Annotated in this window: 1 protein-coding gene; it reads left to right on the forward strand. The window is 56.2% G+C overall.

Translation table 11 applies throughout. The features are described 5' to 3' along the window. The coding region (locus DCC24_RS11890) for an N-acetyltransferase (RefSeq protein ID WP_146206338.1) at positions 1 to 480 on the forward strand (480 nt) is incomplete at its 5' end. Positions 481 to 1,177: the final 697 nt, after the last annotated feature.

Below are 1,177 nucleotides of genomic sequence, written 5' to 3' on the forward strand. Positions count from 1 at the left end.
CTCACTCGCCTGATCAACGCCCACCGCGCAAATGGACAAGACGCCAACGGCTTCAACTCTCTCGCCCAACTGGGATATGTCGCCAGACAAGAGCCTGGAGGCCGCCCGATCGGCTACATCAACCTCGCAGTCAAGCGTCACTGCACTGCCAAGATCAGCCCACTGATCGTCGACCCTTCAGCTCGGCGCCGTGGCGCAGGAGAGGCACTATTGAACCCGGCTCCCCATGACGTCCGTCTTCTCTACTGCACGGTTAGCGACGACAACCTCAACGCCCGAACCTTCTTCTTTCGACAGGGGTTCGTACAAGTCGGGACGGCACCGGATCAGTACCGTCGCGGGAAGACGGAACTGATCTTGCAGCGACCAAGGTCACCTATGGTCCCCGTCGGGCCGAGCCAGATCCAGTCAACGCTAAGGCCAAGACGGCCTATTTCGCGTCCTCTCCCGATGGCCGGGGACTCGGCGGAATCATCCTGACCAAGAAGAAGGGTGGATCAACCAAGCTATCCACGATTGTTTGGACAGATACTGACGTGCTCGACAAACTCTTGACCGGACTGTCTCGGACGGAGGAGTTCCAGGAGACAGCCGGACGGATCTATGTGCATATGCCAGTCGATCCGGACGCCACTCGCGTCTTCCAAGCACACCAGTGGCGGCTCGACGCACTGATCCCCGGTCTCGATGACACATCTCAAGTCGCTGCCCAATGGAGCACAGCCCCCGCTCGTGTCGTCCCGTCTGTGCATATAACTAAGGGCTTGGTGGGTCTGAGTGTTCTGGTGCCGATAATATTTTCTGATGTTGTGCTGAGGAGCTTTAGGAATTTGGTCGTTGGTCTTGTGTTGCTGCGTTGCGTGGTGGGGTGTTGGCGTGGCTACTTTTTGCTTTCTTTCTCGGATGTCAGTAGCGCTCTTACGTATCGTCAGTGAGCTTACTGAACTCCATATGGTGAATCTCGCTCGGGCTGGTTTCAACCTCATCTTTTCTGGTAGAGGTGGAGTAAATCACATATCCGACTCGTATAAAGAGATCACCTGAGGAGGCCGAGGTTGTCAATTCTGTTGTGTACGGGGGTTGGGTTTACAGGTATGGGTTCATTCGGTCGGGGTAGGCTGCCGCGAGTTGGGCTAGTGCCTGTTTCCAGTTCGTGGTGACTTGTCCTTCGACGAGT

Origin of the sequence: Auritidibacter sp. NML100628 (assembly GCF_003185985.1) — a bacterium.
Taxonomy (GTDB): Bacteria; Actinomycetota; Actinomycetes; order Actinomycetales; family Micrococcaceae; genus Auritidibacter; species Auritidibacter ignavus.